16 protein-coding genes are annotated in these 19,325 nt (G+C 73.8%); 2 read left to right on the top strand and 14 right to left on the bottom strand.

Features of this window, described 5'->3' with window-relative positions; genetic code table 11:
• Nucleotides 1-29: 29 nt before the first annotated feature.
• A complete protein-coding gene (locus tag ACIP4O_RS21955) occupies nt 30-596 on the top strand; it encodes a dihydrofolate reductase family protein (RefSeq protein ID WP_401576703.1) in 567 nt (188 codons plus the stop codon).
• Between the two features lie 15 nt (nt 597-611).
• On the opposite strand, the gene ACIP4O_RS21950 is transcribed toward ACIP4O_RS21955, so the two are convergent.
• Nucleotides 612-2,057 (bottom strand): RsmB/NOP family class I SAM-dependent RNA methyltransferase, encoded by a 1,446-nt coding sequence (locus ACIP4O_RS21950; protein WP_401576701.1) that lies wholly within the window; start codon nt 2,055-2,057, stop codon nt 612-614.
• A gap of 134 nt (nt 2,058-2,191) precedes the next feature.
• Complete coding sequence (fmt, locus tag ACIP4O_RS21945) at nt 2,192-3,124, bottom strand: methionyl-tRNA formyltransferase (protein WP_401576699.1); 933 nt, start codon at nt 3,122-3,124, stop codon at nt 2,192-2,194.
• Between the two features lie 345 nt (nt 3,125-3,469).
• Between fmt and ACIP4O_RS21940 the strand changes: the two genes are divergently transcribed.
• Nucleotides 3,470-3,997 (top strand): hypothetical protein, encoded by a 528-nt coding sequence (locus ACIP4O_RS21940; RefSeq protein ID WP_401576697.1) that lies wholly within the window; start codon nt 3,470-3,472, stop codon nt 3,995-3,997.
• A 58-nt stretch (nt 3,998-4,055) separates the two neighbouring features.
• Here ACIP4O_RS21940 and ACIP4O_RS21935 read toward each other — a convergent pair whose 3' ends face one another.
• The 12 genes from ACIP4O_RS21935 to ACIP4O_RS21880 form a co-directional block, all read right to left on the bottom strand.
• Nucleotides 4,056-6,239: a primosomal protein N' gene (locus ACIP4O_RS21935; protein ID WP_401576695.1), complete on the bottom strand. Its 2,184-nt coding sequence runs from the start codon at nt 6,237-6,239 to the stop codon at nt 4,056-4,058.
• Nucleotides 6,240-6,321: 82 nt separating this feature from the next.
• On the bottom strand, nt 6,322-7,545 hold the full coding sequence (gene metK, locus ACIP4O_RS21930) for a methionine adenosyltransferase (protein ID WP_401576693.1): 1,224 nt from the start codon (nt 7,543-7,545) through the stop codon (nt 6,322-6,324).
• Nucleotides 7,546-7,802: 257 nt separating this feature from the next.
• Nucleotides 7,803-9,005 carry a bifunctional phosphopantothenoylcysteine decarboxylase/phosphopantothenate--cysteine ligase CoaBC gene (coaBC, locus tag ACIP4O_RS21925; protein WP_401576691.1) on the bottom strand — a complete coding sequence of 401 codons (1,203 nt, stop codon included), beginning with the start codon at nt 9,003-9,005 and terminating at the stop codon, nt 7,803-7,805.
• A 173-nt stretch (nt 9,006-9,178) separates the two neighbouring features.
• Nucleotides 9,179-9,451: a DNA-directed RNA polymerase subunit omega gene (gene rpoZ / locus ACIP4O_RS21920; RefSeq protein WP_008748975.1), complete on the bottom strand. Its 273-nt coding sequence runs from the start codon at nt 9,449-9,451 to the stop codon at nt 9,179-9,181.
• 30 nt (nt 9,452-9,481) lie between these two features.
• On the bottom strand, nt 9,482-10,078 hold the full coding sequence (gmk, locus tag ACIP4O_RS21915) for a guanylate kinase (RefSeq protein ID WP_009063391.1): 597 nt from the start codon (nt 10,076-10,078) through the stop codon (nt 9,482-9,484).
• A gap of 85 nt (nt 10,079-10,163) precedes the next feature.
• Nucleotides 10,164-10,487 carry an integration host factor gene (locus ACIP4O_RS21910; protein ID WP_007829338.1) on the bottom strand — a complete coding sequence of 108 codons (324 nt, stop codon included), beginning with the start codon at nt 10,485-10,487 and terminating at the stop codon, nt 10,164-10,166.
• Nucleotides 10,488-10,907: 420 nt separating this feature from the next.
• Nucleotides 10,908-11,744 carry an orotidine-5'-phosphate decarboxylase gene (gene pyrF / locus ACIP4O_RS21905; protein WP_401576689.1) on the bottom strand — a complete coding sequence of 279 codons (837 nt, stop codon included), beginning with the start codon at nt 11,742-11,744 and terminating at the stop codon, nt 10,908-10,910.
• Nucleotides 11,741-12,850, bottom strand: coding sequence for a quinone-dependent dihydroorotate dehydrogenase (locus ACIP4O_RS21900; RefSeq protein ID WP_401576688.1), 1,110 nt, complete (start codon nt 12,848-12,850; stop codon nt 11,741-11,743). Before ACIP4O_RS21900 ends, pyrF begins: the two co-directional genes overlap by 4 nt.
• A gap of 127 nt (nt 12,851-12,977) precedes the next feature.
• On the bottom strand, nt 12,978-16,292 hold the full coding sequence (gene carB, locus ACIP4O_RS21895) for a carbamoyl-phosphate synthase large subunit (RefSeq protein WP_361328026.1): 3,315 nt from the start codon (nt 16,290-16,292) through the stop codon (nt 12,978-12,980).
• Complete coding sequence (gene carA / locus ACIP4O_RS21890) at nt 16,285-17,430, bottom strand: glutamine-hydrolyzing carbamoyl-phosphate synthase small subunit (protein ID WP_401576686.1); 1,146 nt, start codon at nt 17,428-17,430, stop codon at nt 16,285-16,287. The genes carB and carA overlap by 8 nt, the downstream gene beginning before the upstream one ends.
• Nucleotides 17,427-18,032, bottom strand: a complete 606-nt coding sequence (locus tag ACIP4O_RS21885) for a hypothetical protein (RefSeq protein WP_401576684.1) — start codon at nt 18,030-18,032, stop codon at nt 17,427-17,429. The genes carA and ACIP4O_RS21885 overlap by 4 nt, the downstream gene beginning before the upstream one ends.
• The gene (locus ACIP4O_RS21880; protein WP_401576682.1) at nt 18,029-19,324 is read right to left on the bottom strand and encodes a dihydroorotase; all 1,296 of its coding nucleotides are present in this window, start codon (nt 19,322-19,324) and stop codon (nt 18,029-18,031) included. The genes ACIP4O_RS21885 and ACIP4O_RS21880 overlap by 4 nt, the downstream gene beginning before the upstream one ends.
• Nucleotide 19,325: the final 1 nt, after the last annotated feature.

The following is a 19,325-nucleotide window of genomic DNA, read 5'->3' as shown; positions in this document are numbered from 1 at the left end:
CGGACACCCGCGCACGGAAAGGCCTGGCCATGCGGAAACTGATCTACGGCATGAATCTCACCCTGGACGGCTACATCTCGGCGGTGGGCGACGACATCGGCTGGAGCGGACCGCCGAGCGACGAACTGTTCCAGTGGTGGCTCGACCACGAGCGGGCGAGCGGCCTGTCGCTGTACGGGCGCAAGCTGTGGGAGACGATGAGCTCCTACTGGCCCACCGCCGACCAGCGGCCCGAGGCCACCGAGGCGGAGATCGAGTTCGCACGGGCCTGGCGGGACACGCCGAGGGTCGTGTTCTCCTCGACGATCGGCGAGGTCAGCGGGAACGCCCGCCTGGTCACCGGCGACGCGGTCGCCGAGATCGCCCGGCTCAAGGCCGGGGACGGCGGCTTCCTGAGCATCGGCGGCGCGACGCTCGCCGGGGCGGCCCTGCGCGCCGGGCTGATCGACGAGTACGTGATCGCCGCCCACCCGGTCCTGGTGGGCGGCGGCACGCCGTTTTTCACCGCGCTCGACGGCTGGGTCGGCCTGGACCTGGTCGAGACGCGGACGTTCCCCGGGGGCGTGGTCCTGAGCAGGTACGAGACGAGGCGCTGAGCCCGGGCGACGCGACTACGCCGTGCGCCGCAGCAGCGCCAGGTACATCGCGTCCGTGCCGTGCACGTGCGGCCAGAGCTGGAGGTCGGGGCCCTCGCCCGTGAGCGGGACCTCGGGCAGCAGCGCGGGGGCGTCGAGCAGTTCGACGCCGTCCCACTCGTCGAGGACGTCGGCGACGACGGCACGGGTCTCGGCGAGGTGCGGCGAGCAGGTCGCGTAACCCACGACGCCGCCGACCCGCACGGAGCGCAGCGCCTCGTGGAGCAGGCCGCGCTGGAGCGGCGCGAAGCCGTCGAGGTCCTCGGGGCGACGGCGCCAGCGGGCCTCGGGGCGACGGCGCAGGGCGCCGAGCCCGGTGCAGGGCACGTCGACGAGGACGCGGTCGAAGGTCTCCGGGCGCCACGGCGGGCGGGTGCCGTCGGCGGTGACGACCTGGTACGGGCCCGGGGTCCCCGCGAGGGCGCGGGCGACGAGCCCGGCGCGGTGCGGCTGCTTCTCCGCGGCGACGAGACGCGCGCCGCGCTGGGCGGCGAGCCCGGCGAGGAGCGCGGCCTTACCGCCGGGACCCGCGCAGGCGTCGAGCCAGAGTGCGTCGCGGCCTTCGACGGGGGCCTTGGCGAGGGCGAGGGCGACGAGTTGGCTGCCCTCGTCCTGGACCCCGGCCTCGCCGTCGCGCACGGCGGGCACCGCGCCCGGCTCGCCGCCCTCGGTGAGCCGGACGGCGTACGGGGACCAGCGCCCCGGGAGCGCGCGCTCCTCGCCGAGCGAGTCGAGCAGCGCCTCGGCGTCGGTGCGGCCCGGGCGCGCCACGAGGGTGACCTCGGGGCGCTCGTTGTCGGCGGTCAGGAGGTCCTCGATGCCGCCGCGCGGGCCGCCGAGCGAGTCCCACAGCGCGGAGACGACCCAGCGCGGGTGGGAGTGGACGACGGAGAGGTGCTCCTCGGGGTCGTCCTCGAAGGGCGGGGCGACCTCGGCGAGCCAGGCGTCGAGGTCGTTGCGGGAGATGCGGCGCAGGACGGCGTTGACGAAGCGCGAGCGGCCGTCGCCGAGGACGACGCGGGCGAGTTCGACGGTGGCCGAGACGGCGGCGTGGGTGGGGATGCGGGTGCCGAGGAGCTGGTGGGCGCCGAGGCTGAGCACGTCGAGCACGGGCGGGTCGACCTCGCGCAGCGGGCGGTCCACGCACGCGGCGATGATCGCGTCGTACGTGCCGCGCCCGCGCAGGGTCCCGTAGACGAGTTCGGTGGCGAGCGCGGCGTCGCGGGCGTCGAAGCCGCCCTTCTCGCGGGCCTCGCGCAGGAGCGCGGGCAGGACGAGGTTGGCGTAGGCGTCGCGCTCGTCGACGGCGCGCAGGGCGTCGAAGGCGAGGACGCGGACGGGGTCCTTGCGCGGCGCCCGGTGCGGGCGGCCCTTGCCCCGGCGGGGACCGCTGTCGGTGGCGGCCACAGGCTGGTCGTTCAAAGGTGCTTGCTCCACTGCGTGCGGTGAGGCCCCTACGGGCCCACCCGAAAAAGAAACTGCCCCCAGGGTACGGGGCGGGAAGGTGCCGCTGATCCGCGAACGATCAGCCCCTCCGACGGGCCGGACGCCACCCGTCAGCCCCCGACCCGGTCCCCCACCGCCAACCGGACACCCCGCGCCCAATCCGCCGCCCGCATCGGCTTCTTGCCCTGCGGCTGCACCCAGCCGAGCTCCACGGGGTGCGAACCCGTGCCGACGTGCACGCTGTTCTTGCCCGCGCGGATCTCGCCCGGCGCGAGGTGCGGAACCTCGGGCGCGAGCGTGAGCGAGACGAGCTTGAGGCGTTCGCCGCGGAAGAGGGTCCAGGGCCCCGGGGCCGGGGTGCAACCGCGCACGACGCGGTCGACGCGCAGCGCGGGCGCCGTCCAGTCGACGCGGGCGTCCTCGACGGTGAGCTTGGGGGCGAGCGAGACGCCGTCGGCGGGCTGCGGCACCGACTTGAGGCTGCCGTCCTCGATGCCGTCCATCGTGGCGGCGAGGAGCCCGGAGCCCGCGAAGGCGAGGCGCGTGAGGAGGTCGCCGCTCGTATCGGTGGGGCGGACGGTCTCGGTCACGGTGCCGTAGACGGGTCCGGAGTCGAGGCCCTCCTCGATGAGGAAGGTGGAGGCCCCGGTGATCTCGTCGCCCGCGAGGACGGCGTGCTGCACTGGCGCGGCACCGCGCCAGGCGGGCAGGAGCGAGAAGTGCAGGTTGACCCAGCCGTGCGCCGGCACGTCGAGCGCGACGCGGGGCAGCAGCGCCCCGTAGGCGACGACGGGGCAGCAGTCGGGGGCGATCTCGCGCAGCCGGTCGAGGAAGGACTCCTCGCGCGGCTTCGCGGGCCGCAGGATCTCGATCCCGGCCTCCTCGGCGCGCTGCGCGACGGGGCTCGCCACGAGCCGCCGCCCGCGCCCGGCGGGCGCGTCGGGGCGGGTCACGACGGCCACCACCTCGTGGCGCTCCGAAGCGATCAGCGCGTCGAGCGCGGGTACGGCGACCTCCGGCGTCCCTGCGAACACAAGCCTCATGAATCCTGAACTTCCCTCACACCCCGGCCCGACAAGAGCCCCCATCCTAGGCACCGGCGCGGCGGGCGGCCGGGGGCGCTCGCCCCGTACGGACCTCAAACCCCGCACATGCTGACGAAACGTCCGCAATTCCCCGCGCACTCGTGGTTCGCGGGGAGCGCGCGCGGCGAGGTCCCGCGCCCTCCCCCGTGACCCCTTCCGGCGCGGCGCGTTGTCAAAGCAGCGTTGACCGTGGGCGGACGCGACGACCCGCCCAGGACGGCGTCCCCTCAGTCTCAGCAGTCCTTTTCTCACAGTCCGATGCGGGCCAGCGGGCCCGTCAACGCCGGTTCGAGAGGCTTGCACATGGCCGACCACGCCACCCACGACGCCCAGGCACGGGCCAGCCTGCACCTGTTGGTACGGGACATCGAGCGGGTCCGCAGGCAGGTGGACGCGCTCCGCACGCTCACCGCCCAGCTCGGCAACGTCTACCGTCCGCGCCGCACGGGACCCTCCACCGGTTTCGTGGTCTACGGGCGCGCTCCCGCCCCGACCGTGCGGCTCGCCCAGGAGCTGCGGGACAGCGTCGAGAGCCTCGTGACCGCCGCCGTCGACTTCGACCGCTCCCTCGGCTTCTCCTGGGACGCCGTGGGCTCGGCGCTCGGGGTGACGAAGCAGGCCGTGCACCGCAGGTACGGGACACGCCGGGCCAACCCGGCCCAGGCCCCCGCCGAGGAGCGCCCCGAGCGAAGCACCGCCGCCGTACCGGAGCGCGCGGCGACGCCCACCGTTCCCGCCGCACGTACCATGCCGACGCAGCCGACGGCGTCGCGCCAGGACGTGCGCGAGGAGCCGCGCCCGAAGGCGCTCCCCGGCCCGCGACAGGCATAGCCCCCGCCCCAGGCCGCACCCCTGAGCCCCTTCCCCCCTCGGACCCGGGGGAAGGGGCTCAGCCGATGTCGGGCGGGTCGATCCGCACGAGCACCTGTTCCGCCCCGGCGCCCCGCCGCGCCGTGCGGGCCGCGCGGGCGGCCTTGAGCGCCTGCGCGAGGCGGGTGCCGCCGCCGAGCGGGACCCGGACGAGGGCCCGGTTCCACTGCTCCCCCGGCGGCGGGCCGCCCGGGCGTCGCGGTCGGCCCGGTGGGGTGACGGGCAGCGGCACAGGGCCCAGGATCTCGGCCTCGGGGGGCAGTTCGGCCTCGGCGAGGAAGGCGGAGACCGCGGCGGGCGGCCCCGAGACGGCCGCCATGCGCGAGACGGGCGGGAAGTGCCGCTCGGCCCGCTCCTCCAGCTCGCGCAGCGCGTGCCCCACGGGGTCCCAGCGGACGAGGGCCTGCACGGGCCGCAGGGCCGGCTCGGCGACGACCACGACGGTGCCGCCCGCGCCCTGTCCCCGTACCAGCGCCGCCGCGCCCAGCCAGCGGCGCAGCGCCTCCTCCTCGGCGCGCAGATCGGGCCGCGCGAGCTGCGCCCAGCCGTCGAGGAGCAGCGCCGCCGCGTACCCGCCCTCGGCGACCGGCTCGGCCCCCGGTGTCGAGACGACGAGCGCGGGGCCGCCGGGCACGGTGTCGAGCACCTGCTCGCGCCCCGAGGTCCGCACCGGGACCGCGGGGAAGGCCCGCCCCAGTTCCTCAGCGGTGCGGCGCGCGCCGACGACCCGCGCGCGCAGCCGGCCGCCGCCGCACGCCGCGCAGTGCCAGCCCGTTTCGGTGCGTCCGCACCAGCCGCACGTGAGCCGCTCGGCGTCGGGGGCCTCCAGGGGGCCGGAGCAGTGGCGGCAGCGGGCCGGCTCGCGGCAGCGGTCGCAGGCGAGCCGTGGTGCGTAGCCGCGGCGGGGCACCTGGACGAGCACCGGGCCGTGCCGCAGCCCTTCGCGCGCGGTCTCCCAGGCGAGCGAGGGCAGCCGCGCCGCGCGGGCCGCCGGGTCGCGGGCCACCTCGGTGTCGCCGATGGTGCGCACGCGGGGGGCGAGGGCGCGGGTGGTCTCGCGGGGGGCGGCGAGCGGGTGGGCCCAGCCGCTCCGTACGAGCTGGGCGGCCTCGACGGTGCAGCCGACGGAGCCGAGCAGGAAGGCGGGAGCGGGCGCTCCCTCGGCGCCCGCCTCGCGGGTCGCCCGGAGCACGAGGACTTCGCGCGCGTGCGGCTGGGGCGCGTGGTCCTCGCTGTGACCGCTGTCGCCGTCCTCCCAGAGCGCGACGAGGCCGAGGTCGCGTACGGGGGCGAACATCGCGGCGCGGGTGCCGATCGCGGCGCGCACGGCGCCGCGGTGGACGGCGAGCCAGGAGCGGTACCGCTGTTCGGGCCCGGTGTCGGCGGTGAGCACGGCGTGCTGCCCGGGGCCGACGAGTGCGGTGAGGGCGGCGTCGAGGCGGGCGGTGCAGCGGCCGTCGGGGAGGACGACGAGGGCGCCGCGCCCCGAGGCGAGGGTCGCCGCGACGGCGCGGGCCAGCTCCTCGGCCCACTGGGGTCCCGGCAGCGCGGTCCATACCGCGCGCGGGGACTCGCCGTGCGCGAGGGCCGTGAGGAAGCCGGGGCCCTGCGGGTAGCGCTCCCAGCTGCCGGGCCCCGGCGCGGGGGGCGGGGGCGGCGCGGCGGACGAGGCGACGGCCTCCGCCTTCGCGTGCCGTGGGGGGACGGCGAGCTGGAGGACGTCGGCGAGGCTGCCCGCGTAGCGCTCGGCGACCTGGCGGGCGAGCGTGAGGAGCGGGGGTGACAGGACGGGCTCGGGCGAGACGACCTGGGCGAGCGCGGCGAGGGGGCCTTGGTAGTCGGAGGTGGCGACGCGCTCGACGAGGAACCCGTCGACGAGTCCCCCGCCCTCCCTGCGCCCGCCCCGTACCTGCCCCTTGCCGGCCCCGAACCGCACGCGCACGCGCACCCCGGGAAGGGCCTCGGCGTCGAGTTCGGCGGGCACGGCGTAGTCGAAGGTGCGGTCGAGGTGGACGACGCCCTTGTTGACGAGGACGCGGGCGACCGGCAGCCGCTCCGCCATGGCGGCATCCCGCCACGTACGCGGCTTGGCCCTGGGCGGCCGTGCCTTGCGCACGCTCTCCCGGATCAGGGCCAGCTGCTCCGCCCCGTTCGGCTGATCGTCACTGCTCACGCCTTCAGATGTACCAGACCCCTCGGACATGTGGATCGCCCGGACGGCCGAGCGGCCCGGGTCCCCCGCCGGAGCGGGGGAGCCGGGCCGCGTACGGCCGAAGCGGCGTCGCCTAGAGGCCCGCGGCCTTCCGCAGGGCGTCCACGCGGTCGGTCTTCTCCCAGGTGAACTCCGGCTCCGGGCGGCCGAAGTGGCCGTAGGCGGCGGTCTTGGAGTAGATCGGGCGGAGGAGGTCGAGGTCGCGGATGATCGCGGCCGGGCGGAGGTCGAAGACCTCGGCGATGGCCTGCTCGATCTTCTCGACCTCGGTCTTGGCGGTGCCGAAGGTCTCGACGAAGAGACCGACGGGCTCGGCCTTGCCGATCGCGTAGGCGACCTGGACCTCGCAGCGCGCGGCGAGACCGGCGGCGACGACGTTCTTCGCGACCCAGCGCATCGCGTAGGCGGCCGAGCGGTCGACCTTGGACGGGTCCTTGCCGGAGAAGGCGCCACCGCCGTGGCGGGCCATGCCGCCGTACGTGTCGATGATGATCTTGCGTCCGGTGAGCCCGGCGTCGCCCATGGGGCCGCCGATCTCGAAGCGCCCGGTCGGGTTGACGAGGAGGCGGTAGCCCTCGGTCTCCAGCTTGATGCCGTCGTCGAGGAGCGCCTTCAACTCGGGCTCCACGACGAACTCGCGGATGTCCGGGGTGAGGAGCTGGTCGAGGTCGATGTCGGAGGCGTGCTGCGAGGAGACGACCACGGTGTCGAGACGGACGGCCTTGTCGCCGTCGTACTCGATGGTGACCTGGGTCTTGCCGTCGGGACGCAGGTAGGGGATGGTCCCGTTCTTGCGCACCTCGGAGAGCCGCCGCGAGAGGCGGTGCGCGAGGTGGATCGGGAGCGGCATGAGGTCGGGGGTCTCGTCGCACGCGTAGCCGAACATGAGGCCCTGGTCCCCGGCGCCCTGCCGGTCCAGCTCGTCGATTCCCTCGCCCGCGGCGGAGGCCTCGACGCGGCTCTCGTAGGCGGTGTCGACGCCCTGCGCGATGTCGGGCGACTGGGAGCCGATCGAGACGGAGACGCCGCAGGAGGCGCCGTCGAAGCCCTTCTTCGAGGAGTCGTAGCCGATCTCCAGGATCTTCTCGCGCACGAGCTGGGCGATCGGGGCGTACGCCTTGGTGGTCACCTCCCCGGCCACGTGCACGAGACCGGTGGTGATGAGGGTCTCGACAGCGACGCGCGAGGTGGGGTCCTCGCGCAGCAAGGCGTCCAGAATGGTGTCGCTGATCTGGTCAGCGATCTTGTCGGGGTGCCCCTCGGTGACGGACTCCGAGGTGAACAGGCGACGGGACACAACGCTCCCTGGGGTTGCAGCGGCTGCTGGCTGATCATGGGTGAACCGTCCGGGAGCTGCACCCGGGACGGTTCCCCGCCAGTTTATCGGTCACGCGTTGCCGCCGGTCGGGGTGTCTCGCCTTTCGGGAGCGCTGTGATCTGCGGCACCGCGTCGTCGGGGCATTGTCGGGTGCCGGGCGCGCGGGGCGCCAGGGGCCGCGCCGCATTCGGCGGGCGCCTGTCGCACGACCGCGACACGAGGCCCATGGGCCGCCCTTACGCCAGCCGGGCGGCCACGAGGTCCCACACCGTGTGCGCCAGGCCCTCCTTCGGCCCGTACGGGACAGGGGTCTCGCTGCCGTCGGCGCCGAGGACGACGGCCTCGCTGGACTCGGCCCCGAAGGTCTTCGACTCACCGACCTCGTTGACCACGAGGAGGTCGCAGCCCTTGCGGGCGAGCTTGGCGCGTCCGTGCGCGAGGACGTCGTCGGTCTCGGCGGCGAAGCCGACGACGACCTGGCCCGCGCGGGCGCGGTCGGCGGACAGCTCGGCGAGGATGTCGGGGTTGCGCACGAGGGCGAGCGGCTCGGGCTCGGCGTCGTCCTTCTTCTTGATCTTCCCCGGGGCGTACGTGGCGGGGCGGAAGTCGGCGACGGCGGCGGCCATCACGACGGCGTCCGCGTCGGGAACGGCCGCGAGCAGCGCCTCGCGCAGTTCGGCGGTGCTCGACACGGGCACGACGTCGACGCCCGCGGGCGCGGCGAGCGCGGTGTTCGCGGCGACGAGCGTGACGCGGGCGCCGCGCGCGGCGGCGGTCCGCGCGAGCGCGTAGCCCTGCTTGCCCGAGGAGCGGTTGCCGAGGAAGCGGACCGGGTCGAGGGCCTCGCGGGTGCCGCCCGCGCTGATGAGGACGTGCCGTCCGGCGAGGTCCTGGGGCGCGTCGGGGCGGGCGAGGACCTGGCGGCAGTACGCGAAGATCTCGGCCGGGTCGGGGAAGCGGCCCTTGCCGGTGTCGGCGCCGGTGAGGCGGCCGGAGGCGGGCTCGATGACGTGGACGCCGCGGCGGCGCAGCGTCGCGACGTTCTCCCGCGTCGCCGCGTGCTCCCACATCTCGGTGTGCATCGCGGGGGCGAGGACGACGGGGCAGCGGGCGGTGAGGAGGGTGTTGGTGAGGAGGTCGTCGGCGAGGCCGTGCGCGGCCTTCGCGAGCAGGTCGGTCGTGGCGGGCGCGACGATCACGAGATCGGCCTCCTGGCCGAGGCGGACGTGCGGGACCTCGTGGACGCTCTCCCACACCTCGGTGCTCACCGGCTGCCCGGACAGGGCCGCCCAGGTGGCGGCGCCGACGAAGTGCAGGGCGGCCTCGGTCGGCACGACCCGTACCTCGTGGCCGGTCTCGGTGAGCCGCCGCAGCAGCTCACAGGCCTTGTACGCGGCGATCCCGCCGCTCACGCCCAGCACGACCCTCGGCTTCGTCACCGCTCACTCCCGGCTCGGTCGGGTACGCGTCCAGGAGCGCACCACCTGATCGCGGCGCGCCGGGTGTGCGCGCCGCCTGATCACTCTTCACCCATCACACACCACGGGCCCGGCAGCGGTGCTGCCGGGCCCGTGGTGGACGGCCGTCCGGTCGGTGCCGGAGGGCCTGGGGCTCACTGGACCGGGTTCTCCGTGGCCTCGGAGGTGAGCAGGCCCGCGTTGATCTCGCGGAGAGCGATCGAGAGCGGCTTCTCGTGGACGTGGGTGTCCACGAGCGGGCCGACGTACTCCAGCAGGCCCTCGCCGAGCTGGGAGTAGTACGCGTTGATCTGGCGAGCACGCTTGGCCGCGTAGATCACGAGGCTGTACTTCGAGTCCGTGGCTTCGAGCAGCTCGTCGATCGGCGGGTTGATGATGCCCTCGGGCGTGGTGATGGAAGAGGACACGCTCTGCCTTCCGACGGGGGGAAAAGAAAATTATGAGACGGATGTCAAGGCTAGCAGCTCGCGGGAGACGTCCTCGACCGCCGTGTTGACGAGGGTCACGTCGAACTCGGATTCCGCGGCGAGTTCGACCCGGGCGGCGGCGAGCCGGCGCTCGATGACCTCCGGCTCCTCGGTGCCGCGCCCGGTGAGGCGGCGGACGAGTTCCTCCCAGCTGGGCGGGGCGAGGAAGACGAGCCGGGCCTCGGGCATGGAGGCGCGCACGAGGCGGGCGCCCTGGAGGTCGATCTCCAGGAGCACCGGTTCGCCGCGCTCCAGGCGCTCCGTGACGGCGGCGCGCGGGGTGCCGTAGCGGTTGCCCGCGAATTCGGCCCATTCGAGCAGCTCACCGTTGGCGACGAGCTTGTCGAACTCCTCGTCCGAGACGAAGAAGTACTGCACCCCGTGCTGCTCCCCGGGGCGGGGCCTGCGGGTCGTGGCCGAGACGGAGAGCCAGATCTCGGGGTGTTCCTTGCGCAGGTGCGCGACGACCGTGCTCTTGCCGACCCCGGAGGGGCCTGAGAGCACGGTCAGCCGTGGACGAGCGTCCGGGGGTACTGCGGGGGACGTCCCCGGGGTTGAAGCAGCCATGAAGCGATTATTCCAGTCCCGGCCGGATGCCGGGGACGGAGGTGCCGGAGTGCCGGGGACCTGGGCCCCCGGCACTCCGCCGCGCTCAGGCCGCGGTGCTGCCGAACTCGCGCTCCAGGGAAGCGATCTGGTTGGAGCCGAGACCCCGCACGCGACGGCTCTTGGAGATGCCGAGACGCTCCATGATCTGGTTGGCGCGGACCTTGCCGACGCCGGGAAGCGACTCAAGGAGGGCGGAGACCTTCATCTTGCCGATGACGTCGTTCTCCTGACCCTGCTTGATGACCTCGTGGAGGGAGGCACCGGAGTGCTTGAGCCGGTTCTTGACCTCGGCCCGCTCCCGGCGAGCCGCGGCGGCCTTTTCGAGCGCGGCTGCGCGCTGTTCAGGGGTAAGGGGCGGAAGAGCCACGCCTACGTCACCTCGGATGTCGAACTTGTCGGATACGGACCGGTGCGACCGCGGGCGGTCTCACCACCGGGTGAGCAGGCGAACCGGAATCGGCGCTCGTCCGCTCTCGACGGAGACTAGCGGCACAAGGGGCCCGAGTCAGCGAGAACAGCGGAAAAGTCCAGGTCAGCTGAGGTTGGCGGGGATATTTAGGGCAAAACATGTCACTTTTCGGGGTGTGACGCCAAGATTTCCTGGCGCCGGGACCGGAGTCCGAGGCTCCGGCTGCGGAATTCGGGGCCTCGGCGCCGAAGTCGCAGGGCCCGGAGGGTGCGTGGCGCACGCCCCGCGCCCCTCCCCCCGCCCCCGCGCGCCCTCCCTCGCGCGGCGGCGCGGGTACGGGCCCGCCCGCGCCCGTACCCGCGTGCGCCCCGCCCCGTCTCAGGCGAGAGCTGTCCGGATCTCGTCGGTGAGCCGTTCCGCCGCCTCGCGCAGACCGGCCACCGAGGGCCCCGCCCGCAGGATGCCGCGGCTCACGCTCGGCACGACGTTCCGCGCCTGTGCGCCGAAGAGCGCGGGGAGGTCGGCGGGGGTCGCGCCCTGGGCGCCGATGCCGGGGGCGAGGAGCGGTCCGTTGATCGCGAGGTCCGCCTCCGTGCGGCCGAGGGTCGCGCCGACCACCGCGCCGCAGGAGCCGAGCGGGCTCGCCCCGGCGTTCTCGGCCGCGAGGTGGTCGAGCATCACCTGCGCGAGGCTGCGGCCGTCCGCCGCGCGCGCGCCCTGCACCTCGGCGCCCTCGGGGTTGGAGGTGAGCGCGAGAACGAAGACACTGGCGCCTGCCTCGGCGGCGGCGTCGAGCGCGGGGCGCAGCGAGCCGAAGCCGAGGTAGGGCGAGACGGTGACGGCGTCCGAGAAGAGCGGCGAGGCGGGGTCGAGGTAGGTCGCGGCGTAGGCGGCCATCGTGGAGCCGATGTCGCCGCGCTTGGCGTCGAGCAGCACGAGGGCCCCGGCGGCGCGCGCGTCGGCGACGGCGCGCTCCAGCACGGCGAGGCCGCGCGAGCCGAAGCGCTCGAAGAAGGCGGACTGCGGCTTGAGGACGGCGACGCGGTCCGCGAGGGCCTCGACGACGGTGTGCGTGAAGCGCTCCAGGCCCGCGATGTCGTCGTTCAGGCCCCACTCGCGCAGGAGCGCGGCGTGCGGGTCGATGCCCGCGCACAGCGCGCCGCGGGTGTCCATGGCGCGGCGCAGGCGCGCGCCGAAGGGCTCGGGGGTGGTCATGCGCGGGCCTTCCGGGTGTCGGCGCCCACCGCTTCGGCGAGCGTGGCGTACGGGCTCGCGGCGAGGCGCGCCGCGAGGCCCTTCTTGATGCCCCGGGCCCAGAAGGGGCCCCGGTAGAGGAACGCGGTGTAGCCCTGGACGAGGGTCGCTCCGGCGAGGACGCGTTCCCAGGCGTCGTCGGCCGTGTCGACGCCGCCCACGCCGATCAGCACGAGGCGGTCGCCGACCCGCGCGTACAGCCGCCGCAGGACCTCCAGGGAGCGGGCTTTGACCGGGGCGCCCGACAGGCCGCCGGTCTCCTGGACGAGGGCGGGCGCGGAGCGCAGGCCGAGGCCCTCGCGGGCGATCGTCGTGTTGGTCGCGATGATGCCGTCGAGGCCGAGTTCGACGGCGAGGTCGGCGACGGCGTCGACGTCCTCGTCCGCGAGGTCGGGGGCGATCTTGACGAGGAGCGGCACGTGGCGGTCCGGGACCGCCCGGTCCGCCTCGGCGCGCACCGCGCCGAGCAGCGGGCGCAGCGCCTCGGTGGCCTGGAGGTTGCGCAGGCCGGGGGTGTTGGGCGAGGAGACGTTGACGACGAGGTAGTCGGCGTGGACGGCGAGGCGGCGCGTGGAGGCGACGTAGTCGGCGACGGCCTCCGCCTCGGGGACGACCTTGGTCTTGCCGATGTTGACGCCGACCGTCGTGCGCAGGACGGGGCGGCGCGAGGCGAGACGCGCGGCGACGGCGGCGGAGCCCTCGTTGTTGAAGCCCATGCGGTTGATGACGGCGCGGTCGGCGACGAGGCGGAAGAGGCGCTTCTTCGGGTTGCCGGGCTGGGGCTCGGCGGTGACGGTGCCGATCTCGACGTGGTCGAAGCCGAGCATCGCCATGCCGTCGATGCCGACGGCGTTCTTGTCGAAGCCCGCGGCGAGGCCGAAGGGGCTGTGCAGGCGCAGGCCGAGGGCCTCGGTGCGCAGGTTCTCCGGGTGCGGGTCGAGCACGGCGGCGGCGAAGGTGCGCAGGACCGGGACGCGCGCGGCGAGGCGAATCCAGCGGAAGGCGAGGTGGTGGGCGCGTTCGGGGTCCATGCGCCGGAAGAGGAGGCGGAAGAAGAGTGCGTACACGGGAGTCCGTCCGGGTCGGCGGGGCGGCTGGCGTCGGGGCGTGGGGCTGGCGGCTTGCGGGGGGGGCGGGCATGGAGAGGGGGACACCGCCCGAAAAACGATGTCCCCCTCGTACCGCTTCAGGGGCCTACGACTCCTCGCGGGCCGCCGTCAGGCGCTCCGCGTGCTCCTGGAGCGAGGCGACGCCCGTCGTGCCCCTGCCGAGCGCCTCGATGCCCTGGACGGCGGCGGCGAGCGCCTGGACCGTGGTGAGGCAGGGCACGGCGCGCGCGACGGCGGCGGTGCGGATCTCGTAGCCGTCGAGCCGGCCGCTGGTGCCGTAGGGCGTGTTGACGATGAGGTCGACGCCGCCCTCGTGGATGAGCTGGACGATCGTCTTCTCGCCGGCCGGGCCCTCGCCCTCGTACTGCTTGCGCACGACGGTCGCGGGGATGCCGTGGCGCTGGAGGACCTCGGCGGTGCCGGAGGTCGCGAGCAGTTCGAAGCCGCGCTGGGCGAGCTCGCGGGCGGGGAAGATCATCGCGCGCTTGTCGCGGTTGGCGACCGAGATGAACGCACGGCCCTTGAGGGGCAGCGGCCCGTACGCGCCGGCCTGCGACTTCGCGTACGCGCTGCCGAAGACGGCGTCGATGCCCATGACCTCGCCGGTCGAGCGCATCTCCGGGCCGAGGACGGTGTCCACGCCGCGCCCCGAGGTGTCGCGGAAGCGCGACCAGGGCATGACGGCCTCCTTGACGGAGATCGGCGCGTCCAGCGGCAGCGTGCCGCCGTCCCCGGTGGCGGGGAGGATGCCTTCGGCGCGCAGTTCGGCGACGGTGGCGCCGAGCGAGATGCGCGCGGCGGCCTTCGCGAGCGGTACGGCGGTGGCCTTCGAGGTGAAGGGCACGGTCCGCGAGGCGCGCGGGTTGGCCTCCAGGACGTAGAGGATGTCGCCGGAGAGCGCGAACTGGATGTTGATGAGCCCGCGCACGCCGACGCCCCTGGCGATCGCCTCGGTCGAGGTGCGCAGCCGCTTGATGTCGTAGCCGCCAAGCGTGATGGGCGGCAGGGCGCACGCCGAGTCGCCGGAGTGGATGCCGGCCTCCTCGATGTGCTCCATGACGCCGCCGAGGTACAGCTCCTCGCCGTCGTAGAGCGCGTCGACGTCGATCTCGATGGTGTCGTCGAGGAAGCGGTCGACGAGGACCGGGCGCGAGGGGCTGATCTCGGTGGACTCCTCGATGTACGAGGCGAGCCGGGTCTCGTCGTAGACGATCTCCATGCCGCGCCCGCCGAGCACGTACGAGGGCCGGACCAGGACGGGGTAGCCGATCTCGTCGGCGATGGCCTTGGCCCCGGCGAAGGTCGTCGCGGTGCCGTGCTTGGGGGCGGGCAGCCCGGCCTCGGCGAGGACGCGGCCGAAGGCGCCGCGGTCCTCGGCGGCGTCGATCGCCTCGGGCGAGGTGCCGACGATGGGCACGCCGTTGTCCTTGAGCGCCTGCGCGAGGCCGAGCGGGGTCTGCCCGCCCAGCTGGACGAGGACACCGGCGACGGGCCCGGCCTGCTGCTCGGCGTGGACGATCTCCAGGACGTCCTCCAGGGTGAGCGGCTCGAAGTAGAGCCGGTCGGAGGTGTCGTAGTCGGTGGAGACGGTCTCGGGGTTGCAGTTGACCATGACGGTCTCGTAGCCGGCCTCGCTGAGCGCGAAGGAGGCGTGGACGCAGGAGTAGTCGAACTCGATGCCTTGACCGATGCGGTTGGGGCCCGAGCCGAGGATGATCACGGCGGGCTTCTCGCGCGGCGCGACCTCGCTCTCCTCGTCGTAGGAGGAGTAGAAGTACGGGGTCCGCGCGGCGAACTCGGCGGCGCAGGTGTCGACGGTCTTGTACACGGGCCGCAGCGCGAGGGCGTGGCGGACCTCCCGTACGACGTCCTCGCGCAGGCCGCGCACGGCGGCGATCTGCTGGTCGGAGAAGCCGTGGTGCTTGGCCTCGGCGAGGAGTTCGCGGGTCAGCTCGGGGGCTCCGGCGAGTTCGTCGGCGACCTCCTTGAGGAGGAAGAGCTGGTCGACGAACCAGGGGTCGATCCGGGTGTGGTCGAAGACCTCCTCGGGCGTCGCCCCGGCGCGGATCGCGGCCATGACGGTGTTGACGCGGCCGTCGGTGGGGCGCTCGGCGAGGCGGAGCAGCGCGTCCTTGTCGCCGGTGGGCCCGGCGAAGTCGAACTGGCTGCCCTTCTTCTCCAGGGAGCGCAGCGCCTTCTGGAAGGCCTCGGTGAAGTTGCGGCCGATCGCCATGGCCTCGCCGACCGACTTCATGGTCGTGGTGAGGGTGGAGTCGGCGGAGGGGAACTTCTCGAAGGCGAAGCGGGGGGCCTTGACGACGACGTAGTCGAGGGTCGGCTCGAAGGAGGCCGGGGTCTGCTCGGTGATGTCGTTGGGGATCTCGTCGAGCGTGTAGCCGACGGCGAGCTTCGCGGCGATCTTGGCGATCGGGAAGCCGGTGGCCTTCGAGGCGAGCGCGGAGGAGCGGGAGACGCGCGGGTTCATCTCGATGACGATGATCCGGCCGTCCTCGGGGTTCACCGCGAACTGGATGTTGCAGCCGCCGGTGTCGACGCCGACCTCGCGGATGATCGCGATGCCGATGTCGCGCAGGCGCTGGTACTCGCGGTCGGTGAGGGTCATGGCCGGGGCGACGGTGATCGAGTCGCCGGTGTGCACGCCCATGGGGTCGAAGTTCTCGATGGAGCAGACGACCACGACGTTGTCGTTGCGGTCGCGCATCAGCTCCAGCTCGTACTCCTTCCAGCCGAGGATGGACTCCTCCAGGAGGACCTCGGTGGTCGGCGAGAGGGTGAGGCCCTGACCGGCGATGCGGCGCAGTTCCTCCTCGTCGTGCGCGAAGCCGGAGCCGGCGCCGCCCATCGTGAAGGAGGGGCGGACGACGACGGGGTAGCCGCCGAGCGTCTCGACGCCGGCGAGGACGTCGTCCATGGAGTGGCAGATGACCGAGCGCGCGGACTCGCCGTGGCCGATCTTCTTGCGCACCTCCTCGACGACGCCCTTGAACAGCTCGCGGTCCTCGCCCTTGTTGATGGCCTCGACGTTGGCGCCGATCAGCTCGACGCCGTACTTCTCGAGCGTCCCCGCGTCGTGCAGGGAGATCGCCGTGTTGAGCGCGGTCTGCCCGCCGAGGGTCGGCAGGAGGACGTCGGGGCGCTCCTTGGCGATGATCTTCTCGACGTACTCGGGTGTGATCGGCTCGACGTACGTGGCGTCGGCGATCTCCGGGTCGGTCATGATCGTCGCCGGGTTGGAGTTGACGAGGATCACGCGCAGGCCCTCGGCCCGCAGGACGCGGCACGCCTGGGTGCCCGAGTAGTCGAACTCGGCGGCCTGGCCGATGACGATCGGGCCGGAGCCGATGACCAGGACGGACTGGATATCGGTGCGCTTAGGCACGCTGGCCCTCCATCAAAGACGTGAAACGGTCGAAGAGGTACGCGGCGTCGTGCGGACCCGCGGCTGCTTCGGGGTGGTACTGGACGCTGAAAGCGGGGCGGTCGAGGAGCTGGAGCCCTTCGACGACGTTGTCGTTGAGGCACACGTGGGAGACCTCGACGCGCCCGTAGGGGGTCTCGGAGACCTTGTCGAGGGGCGCGTCGACGGCGAAGCCGTGGTTGTGCGCGGTGACCTCGACCTTGCCGGTGGCGCGGTCCTGGACGGGCTGGTTGATGCCGCGGTGGCCGTACTTGAGCTTGTACGTGCCGAAGCCGAGCGCGCGGCCGAGGATCTGGTTGCCGAAGCAGATCCCGAAGAGCGGCGTGCCGCGCTCCAGGACCGCGCGCATGAGGGCGACGGGGTGCTCGGCGGTCTGGGGGTCGCCGGGGCCGTTGGAGAAGAACACGCCGTCGGGGCTCACCGCGTAGATGTCCTCGGCGGTCGCGGTGGCGGGCAGGACGTGCACCTCGATGCCGCGCTCGGCCATGCGGTGCGGGGTCATGCCCTTGATGCCGAGGTCGATGGCGGCGACGGTGAACTTCTTGGTCCCCACGGCGGGGACGACGTACGCCTGCTCGGTCGCGACCTCGGCGGAGAGGTCGGCGCCCTTCATCTCGGGGGCCTGCCGGACCCGCTCCAGGGCCTCGGCGTCGCCCGGGAGGCTCTCGCCGCTGAAGATGCCGACGCGCATCGCGCCGCGCTCGCGCAGGTGGCGGGTGAGGGCACGGGTGTCGATCCCCGCGATCCCGACGACGCCCTGCCGCTCCAGCTCCTCGTCCAGGGTGCGCCGCGAGCGCCAGTTGGAGGGGCGGCGCGCGGGGTCGCGGACGACGTAGCCGGCGACCCAGACGCGGCGGGACTCGGGGTCCTCGTCGTTGACGCCGGTGTTGCCGATGTGCGGGGCCGTCATGACGACGACCTGGCGGTGGTAGGAGGGGTCGGTCAGGGTCTCCTGGTAGCCGGTCATGCCGGTGGAGAAGACGGCTTCGCCGAAGGTCTCCCCCACGGCCCCGTAGGCGCGGCCGCGAAAGACACGGCCGTCCTCCAGGACGAGTACGGCAGCGGGCGTCTGCTGGCGCCCCTGAGTGGAGGTCGTCATCGTGCGGCGCCTTCCGTCGTGGTGGTCGGGTGGTTCGGTGCGGGGGTGCCGCTCGCGGCGTTGAGGGCGGCGACCCACGCGGGGTGCTCGGCGGCCCGCTCGGAGCGGAAGCCGGAGTCGATGAGGGTGTCCCCGTGGGCCCAGGTGACGACGAGGAGGCCGTTCTCGGTGAGGACCTTCCCGGCGATGCCCTTGTCGAGGCGGGCGCCGCGCAGGGCCGCGGTGGGGACGAAGAAGTCGGGGGCGCCGGGGCGCTCGACGGTGAGCCCGGCGGGGCGCAGGCTCAGCTCGGCGCGGCTGCGGGTGCCGAGGCCGTGCGCGACGATCCGGTCGAGCCACTGCCCGGCGGTCGTGGAGCCGTGGTACCTGCCGGTGAGCGTGAGGCTCGGTTCGGCGGGGTCCTCGGGAATCGCGGGGAGCGCGGGCAGCCCGGACTGGAGGGTGCCGCGCCACTTCCAGCCCTCGCGCATGAGCCAGTACACGAGGGTGATGAAGAGCAGCAGCCCGACGATCCAGCCGATGCGGCCGGCCCAGTCGGTCACGTCGGCGGACTTCTGTCCGTCGGCGAGCAGGGTGTCCGCCGTGGCGGTGAGGTAGGTCACGCGAGGGTCCCGTCGACGAGGGTCGCGCGGCCCCGCAGGAAGGTGTGGGTGACGCGTCCCGGCAGGTCCAGGCCCCGGTAGGGGGTGTTCCGACTGCGGGAGGCGAACCCGGCGGGGTCCACCGTTCCACGGTAGCCGGGGTCGAGGAGGGTCAGGTTCGCGGGCTCACCGGCGGCGATCGGGCGGCCGTGTCCTTCGAGGCGGCCGATGCGGGCCGGGCGGAAGGACATGCGCTCGGCGACGCCGGCCCAGTCGAGGAGCCCGGTGTCGACCATCGCGTGCTGGACGACGGAGAGCGCGGTCTCCAGGCCGACCATGCCCATCGCGGCGGCGGCCCACTCGCAGTCCTTGTCCTCCTGCGGGTGCGGGGCGTGGTCGGTGGCGACGCAGTCGATGGTGCCGTCGGCGAGCCCGGCGCGCAGGGCCCGGACGTCGGCCTCGGTGCGCAGCGGCGGGTTGACCTTGTAGACGGGGTCGTAACCGCGGACGAGTTCGTCGGTGAGCAGGAGGTGGTGCGGGGTGACCTCGGCGGTGACGTCCCAGCCCTTGGACTTGGCCCAGCGGACGATCTCGACGGAACCGGCGGTGGAGACGTGGCACACGTGGAGGCGGGAGCCGACGTGGGCGGCGAGGAGGACGTCGCGGGCGATGACGGACTCCTCGGCGACGGCGGGCCAGCCGCCGAGGCCCAGTTCGGCGGAGACGGTGCCCTCGTTCATCTGGGCGCCCTCGGTGAGGCGCGGCTCCTGGGCGTGCTGCGCGACGACGCCGCCGAAGGCCTTCACGTACTCCAGCGCGCGCCGCATGATCACGGCGTCGTCCACGCACTTGCCGTCGTCCGAGAAGACCTTCACGGCGGCGGCGGAGTCGTGCATCGCGCCGAGTTCGGCGAGCTTCCTGCCCTCCAGGCCGACGGTGACGGCGCCGACCGGCTGGACGTCGCAGTAGCCGGACTCGCGGCCCAGGCGCCACACCTGCTCGACGACGCCCGCCGTGTCGGCGACGGGGAAGGTGTTGGCCATGGCGTGGACGGCGGTGTAGCCGCCCTTGGCGGCGGCGCGGGTGCCGGTGAGGACGGTCTCGGAGTCCTCGCGGCCCGGTTCGCGCAGGTGGGTGTGGAGGTCCACGAGGCCGGGGAGGAGGACGCGGTCGGCGGCCTCGACCACGGTCGCGTCGCCCGCCTCGACGCCGGGACCGACCTGGGCGATCGTCTCGCCGTCGATCAGGACGTCGACGGGCTCGCCGCCGAGGACGCGGGCGCCGCGGATCAGGGTCTTGCGCTGGGAGGTCATG

Source organism: Streptomyces sp. NPDC088923 (assembly GCF_044749745.1).
Taxonomy (GTDB): Bacteria; Actinomycetota; Actinomycetes; order Streptomycetales; family Streptomycetaceae; genus Streptomyces.
Note: the sequence above shows the minus strand (reverse complement) of the source record. Positions and strands in the feature narration are given on the sequence as shown.